Consider the following 5,692-nt stretch of genomic DNA (forward strand, 5'->3'; position numbering starts at 1 on the left):
CTACTCGACGGCTACGGGTCTGAGCGCACGATAAATTTTGAATAGCCACTTAAGTAACGCTGATCGACCAAACGGGCTTCCATACGATCCAGCGACTCGAACAAGGCAACAACATGTCTGTCGTAAACCTCCTGCTCAGTGGCGAAACCGGCTTTGTAGACACCGTTATTGATGTGGTCGTAGACATCGGCGTTGATCTCATCGATAGTCTCGCGCAGATCCGCGGGATACAAATCGAGACGATTGCCGGTTATCTCATCAAACGCATCATTGAAGATGTACACCAGATCAGCAGACTCGTTATTGATGATGCGCTTGTCCTGTTTGTCCCATAAAGCCGGAACTGTGACGCGACCCGTATAGTCAGGATCAGTCAGTGTATAGAGCTGATGGTGGTACTCTGCGCCATTGACAGGATCACCGCTGGAGCCTTCAGCAACATGGTATGTCCAGCCCTGGTCCAGCATCAGCGGGCTGACGTGTGATACACCAATCAGCGGCTCCAGCCCTTTGAGCTTGCGCATGATCAGGGTGCGATGCGCCCAAGGACACGCCAAAGAGACATACAGATGGAAACGATCCGCCTCGGCGGGCACACTTGGCTGATCTTGCGTGGCCGGCTTACCGTCTGCCGTCACCCAGGTGCGCAGCTGAGCTGATTCGCGTACGAACTCACCGCCGTGCTTTTTGGTGTCGTACCACTGATCCTGCCATTTTCCATTGACCAACAAGCCCATGACCACCTCACTCTGTTTGTAACCTACCAGTTTGTAACCTATCAGTGCCCACCTGCTGGTCAAGCGGTGTGAGCGCTCCGGAACCAAGCAGGCCTAAGCAGGGCAATAGAGACATGTTATCTTCTATACCATGCCAGAAAGTGCCAGTATTCAGTGCATTATGAACAGATAATTCGATCAATTGACAGCAAGCACCTCATGACACAGAGAATTCCCCGCATCAGCCTAGAGCAGTGGGCGGTACTGCAAGCGGTAGTGGATGAAGGCAGCTATGCCAAGGCCGCTGAAGCGCTCAGCCGGAGCCAGTCATCAATCAGCTATGCGTTGAAAGGCATGCAGGAACAACTGCCCGTCGAGGTGCTGACGATTCAGGGGCGCAAGACGGTGCTGACACCAGCGGGCGAAACGCTGCTACGACAAGCACGGGGGTTGATTGAGGATGCGTTGAGCCTTGAGTACCTAGCAAACAATCTCGCCGAGGGCTGGGAAACCGAGGTACGTCTGGCCATAGAAGCCATCTTCCCTACGGCGTTGCTAAGCCAGGCAATGGCTGCTTTCGTGCCTGAGAGCCGCGCGTCACGGGTACAGCTCATCGAGTCGGTGCTGTCCGGTACCCAAGAAGCCCTGCTCAATGGAGAAGCGGACCTGGCAATTACTCATGAACTACCACCAGGCTTCCTTGGACAGTCATTGTTGGGCGTGACGTTCACGGCAGTAGCCCACCCCGAGCATCCGCTTCACCTGCTCGAGCGCGAGCTGACCCACAACGATCTGCGTGCCCATCGCCAGTTCGTGGTTAGAGACTCGGGGCTCAAACGCCGCCAGGATGCCGGCTGGCTCGCCGCCGAGCAGCGCTGGACCGTCACGCAGCTCAAGACCTCGATCCAGTTCGTCTCAGATGGATTGGGATTTGCCTGGCTACCTCATGATCATATCCGGGAAGAGCTGGAGGCGGGTCACCTGAAACCGCTTCCTTTGGCCGAAGGAGGCCAGCGAGAGGAAAAACTGTTTCTGGTCTATGCCAACCGTGATGCGGCAGGTCCGGCTACCCAGGCGCTGGCGCGATCCCTGCAAACCGCCTGCCGACAGTGGGAAAGCCCTCCATGGAAATGAACCAGTGATCACCATGCACACGCACCTTGGGGTCCACCAAGAGCAAAGCCAAGCAATGCGACCTGGAGATGAAGCAGACCAAGAAAGGCCACCAGTGGTATTTCGGTATGAAGGCCCACATTAGCGTCGATGCCGTGACCGGGCTGCCCCATCCTGTCACTGCCTCCTCGGCCAATGTCGCCATGACGAGCCACCTTGTCCGAGACAACGACAAACGCGTAATCAGGACATAACGCACCGGATATCCGCTTCAGTTCGGCTTTTTATTGTTAGCTGTAGGGTTCCGGACGATCAAATCGCCTATAGAAATTATCCTCTGATAGCTGTCAGAGAGCCTCTTCAGCTTGAGACTACAAGCTGCTAGAAGCTGGTTGCTCTTGTGACTAAGTACATCACCCTAGGCTCTACAGCTGGGTAAGAGCGCGCCATATTGATTTTGATAACTATTCGCATCAAGTGTATGCTAGTTCGCCGCTGAAGACTTACCAAGCCCCTCGGGTGGGGTGGTCGCCCTCTCGCTCCTTGGATATACAATGATGCCAGCTCTTTCTCGCCTCTACTGCGGTCCCCTCGAGCACCTCACGCCCCCGGTCATCGGCGAGGCGTTTCCGAATGAGGCCATTCTCGGAGAGGCGTTGCTGGAGATTTCCGTACTCGACACTCTGCTGACTCGCTTCGCTACCAAATATGAAGGCGATGACCTCAGGGCCATCGCTTCGCTATGGTCAAAGTGGCATTTCGCCATCGTCACGGCGCCAGCGCTGGCGGCTAACTTGCTGCTGGAACGCGACCTCCCGCTGGCACTCAACGAAATGGCAATCATCACCAATGAGGAAGGCCGTACCACACAGCTTGCCCTGTCCCACGAAGGCAAGCCGCTGGGCTCTCTCGATGCCTTTACCCGTTTCGAGCAGCTTCTTCAAGGCCATGTTGCTCCCTTGGTAAAGATGCTGGCCTACGTCTCGGGCGCCTCACCCAAGGTATTTTGGAATAACTTCGGCAACTACTTCGAACACTTCTCCCGCGCCGCGGAACAGCACCCCATGGCTCTGCCGGGCCTGGCCGACGAGGCGCTGCGCTTGGTCGAGCATCGCGCCTATCCGGATGGACGACGCAACCCGGTGTTCATGCCAGTGCGTTATCAAATTGATGGGGCTGGAGAGTGCCACCGTACTCGGCGTCTATGCTGCCTGCGCTACCGTCTGCCCGAGCTTGCTTACTGTGGCAACTGCCCGCTGGAAAACCTTCCTCACCGCGTCGAGAAATCCTCGCGCAAGAAGCAAGGCTGCAGCGCCAACACAAAGGTTCAGCGCTATACCCCCAGCCAGGACACGGCCAGCACCTCGCAGGGTGCTGTCACCCCGGAAACGGCGGCGGGATGAACGAACCACTGCACCAGGCCAACCTTCAAGACGTCAAGGTGCCACGCGAGCAGGCGCACCGCATGCAGTTCTGCGCCGGCGACCTGGAAAGTTTCGGTTCGCGCCACGGCATCCTCTATTGCTTTGGTAATGACGACGCCCCGGGCGAGAGCCAGATGCCGTCGCGCCCGATCCTGAGCGGTCGAGTGCTTGAAGAAACACCCCGCCTTGGTTGTCTGATGACTTTTTCTGACGTCGACGTGCTTGAGTCCTACGACTCCTGCTCTCACCTGGCCGCTCCGCTATTTATCTGCATTGTTCTGGAAGGATCAATTGAGGTTTGCATCGGCTCGCGGCGACATCGGCTGAATGCCGGCAATGCCATGAGCGCACGTCTCGCAGAACAATTTCCACTGCGTGTTCACCAGGCCGCCGGCCAGCGACTGAGAACGCTCAATCTGGCATTGGAGGATGGCGCTATTGAGGCGCTGAGCCAGCAAACCCCCGTTGGGTCGCTGCTAGAAGCCGATAGGCCGCACCTGCATCTGTGGTCACTGCCGGGTTATGTGGCACCGATGCTTGAGCAGATCGCTGCCCCTCAGCCCTCCACTGGCCAGCGCTGTCTGCTGCTAGAAGCGATCTGCCTGCAACTGCTCTCCCTCGGGCTGCCTCACAGCGATCACACTCGTCGCTCGGGCGTCTCACCCGGCGAACGCGAACGCCTCGAGCGCGTCAGGCGTCGGCTTCACGACGCTCCCGCCGAGGCCCATACCCTGACGGGGCTCGCGCGCCAAGCCTCGATGAGCACCACGAGCCTACGCACCAAATTCCAGCGCTGCTTCGGTCTGTCGCTGTTCGACTACCTCCGCGAACGTCGGCTACAACTGGCCTATCACCTACTCGAACAGGGCCATAGCGTGCAGCAGGCCGCTCACCTAAGCGGCTACAACCACGCCTCTAACTTCTCCACCGCCTTCCGCCGCCGCTTCGGCATATCGCCAAGCACCGTGGTTTGACGCCTTTGCTGAAGTGTTCCCTCTCGCCCGACGCTTGTGTCATCTCGCATAGCGCTTATGTCATTGGGCATAGTCGCAAATGACTCTCAAAATGTAATAATTCGCATTACTAGTAAATGCTCAACCTCGGTCTCACCCGCCAGCCAAGGCGGGAGACCCCGACTGGTAAATGAATAACATGCGCTTTTGTCCACAGCACTCCCCACAACTACCCTTCGCCGTGAAGATCGGTCCCGCCCTGCTGGCAGCCAGCATCTCCTCGGTGGCACTGGCTCAAAACTCTACGCTGGAGAGGGCCCCGACCACGGTCGGTAGCAGCGGCGGCGGTGCTGACACCCCAGCGCTCACTATCATGACCGTAACCGGTCAGGCAGCGACCAAAACCGAAACACCGTTTCTCGAGACACCCCAAGCAACGTCCACGGTCACTGCCGAGGATATTGAGCAGCGCGGCGCCCAGACGGTTCAGCGCGCCCTGGACTATACCCCCGGTGTCTATGCCAATCAGGTGGGAGCCTCGAACCGCTACGACTACATCGTGCTGCGCGGCTTCTCCGATGGCAGCCTGAGCAACACCTTCCTCGATGGTCTGAAGCTGATGGGAGACACCAACTCTTATAGCTCGCTGAGCATCAATCCGTACATGCTCCAGTCCATCGAGGTGGTCAAAGGGCCAGCGTCGGTCCTCTATGGTCGAGCCTCCCCCGGCGGCCTGGTGGCACTGACCAGCAAACGCCCTGAATTCACCGACACACCCACCGGCGAGGTGCAGGTCGGGTTCGGCAACAACGACCAGAAACACGCCGCCTTCGATGTCACAGGTAGCATCGATGACAGTCAGCGCGCCGCCTTTCGCATCACCGGTATCGCCCAAAGTGCAGATACCCAGTTCGGCCCGGTCGAGGAGGAAAGCTACGCCATTGCGCCATCGCTGACCTGGGACATCTCCGATGCCACCACCTTGAATCTGTCGGCCTACCTGTCCAAAAAGCCGGAAGGTGGCTACCACGCCGGCATGCCCTATGAAGGTGCGGTGGACAGCCGTTTGGGGCGGCATATCGACAATGACTTCTTCGAAGGCGAAGACGACTACGACAAATTCAAGAGCGACCAGGTCCTGATTGGCTACAATATCGAGCACCGCCTCAGCGACGACATCAGCGCTCGCCAGAAGGTGCGCTATCTCAAGTCCGACGTGGAGCTCAACCAGGTCTATGCCTTCGGCTGGGCCAGCGACACCGAGCTCAACCGCTACTACTCCGGCGGCGACGAGTCGCTCAAGGCCTGGACCGTCGACAACCAGTTCGAGGCCAGTTTCTCGACCGGCGCCATCGAACATCGTGTGCTCACCGGCCTCGACTACCAGACCCGCGACAACAACGTGGTCTGGACCTCCGGCGCTTTCCCGGCTATCAATGCCTTCAATCCGAGCTACGGCGCCGGCCCCATCGGCGATATCGCCGTC

4 protein-coding genes and 2 pseudogenes are annotated in these 5,692 nt (G+C 58.3%); 5 read left to right on the plus strand and 1 reads right to left on the minus strand.

What is annotated here, in order from left to right:
• Nucleotides 1–44: 44 nt before the first annotated feature.
• Nucleotides 45–737, minus strand: a pseudogene (locus ACTH3D_RS12410) (glutathione S-transferase family protein); the annotation flags it as partial.
• Nucleotides 738–935: 198 nt separating this feature from the next.
• Here ACTH3D_RS12410 and ACTH3D_RS12415 point away from each other — a divergent pair.
• The 5 genes and pseudogenes from ACTH3D_RS12415 to ACTH3D_RS12435 all read left to right on the plus strand — a co-directional run.
• A complete protein-coding gene (locus tag ACTH3D_RS12415; protein WP_441667440.1) occupies nt 936–1,850 on the plus strand; it encodes a LysR family transcriptional regulator in 915 nt (304 codons plus the stop codon).
• Between the two features lie 32 nt (nt 1,851–1,882).
• Nucleotides 1,883–2,032 (plus strand): annotated as a pseudogene (locus ACTH3D_RS12420) (IS5/IS1182 family transposase); the annotation flags it as partial.
• Nucleotides 2,033–2,383: 351 nt separating this feature from the next.
• A complete protein-coding gene (gene fhuF, locus ACTH3D_RS12425) occupies nt 2,384–3,232 on the plus strand; it encodes a siderophore-iron reductase FhuF (protein ID WP_441667442.1) in 849 nt (282 codons plus the stop codon).
• Nucleotides 3,229–4,227, plus strand: coding sequence for a helix-turn-helix transcriptional regulator (locus tag ACTH3D_RS12430; protein WP_441667443.1), 999 nt, complete (start codon nt 3,229–3,231; stop codon nt 4,225–4,227). Before fhuF ends, ACTH3D_RS12430 begins: the two co-directional genes overlap by 4 nt.
• Nucleotides 4,228–4,579: 352 nt before the next feature.
• Nucleotides 4,580–5,692: TonB-dependent siderophore receptor (locus ACTH3D_RS12435; protein ID WP_441667444.1), on the plus strand; the 1,113-nt coding region annotated here is incomplete at its 3' end.

The sequence above is a fragment of the Halomonas sp. genome (assembly GCF_052095765.1).
Taxonomy (GTDB): domain Bacteria; phylum Pseudomonadota; class Gammaproteobacteria; order Pseudomonadales; family Halomonadaceae; genus Halomonas.

What these genes read in the sequence shown, in the direction of transcription:
- ACTH3D_RS12415 (WP_441667440.1), top strand. Translation starts at nt 936, where the DNA reads ATGACACAGAGAATTCCCCGCATCAGCCTAGAGCAGTGGGCGGTACTG.
- fhuF (WP_441667442.1), top strand. Translation starts at nt 2,384, where the DNA reads ATGATGCCAGCTCTTTCTCGCCTCTACTGCGGTCCCCTCGAGCACCTC.
- ACTH3D_RS12430 (WP_441667443.1), top strand. Translation starts at nt 3,229, where the DNA reads ATGAACGAACCACTGCACCAGGCCAACCTTCAAGACGTCAAGGTGCCA.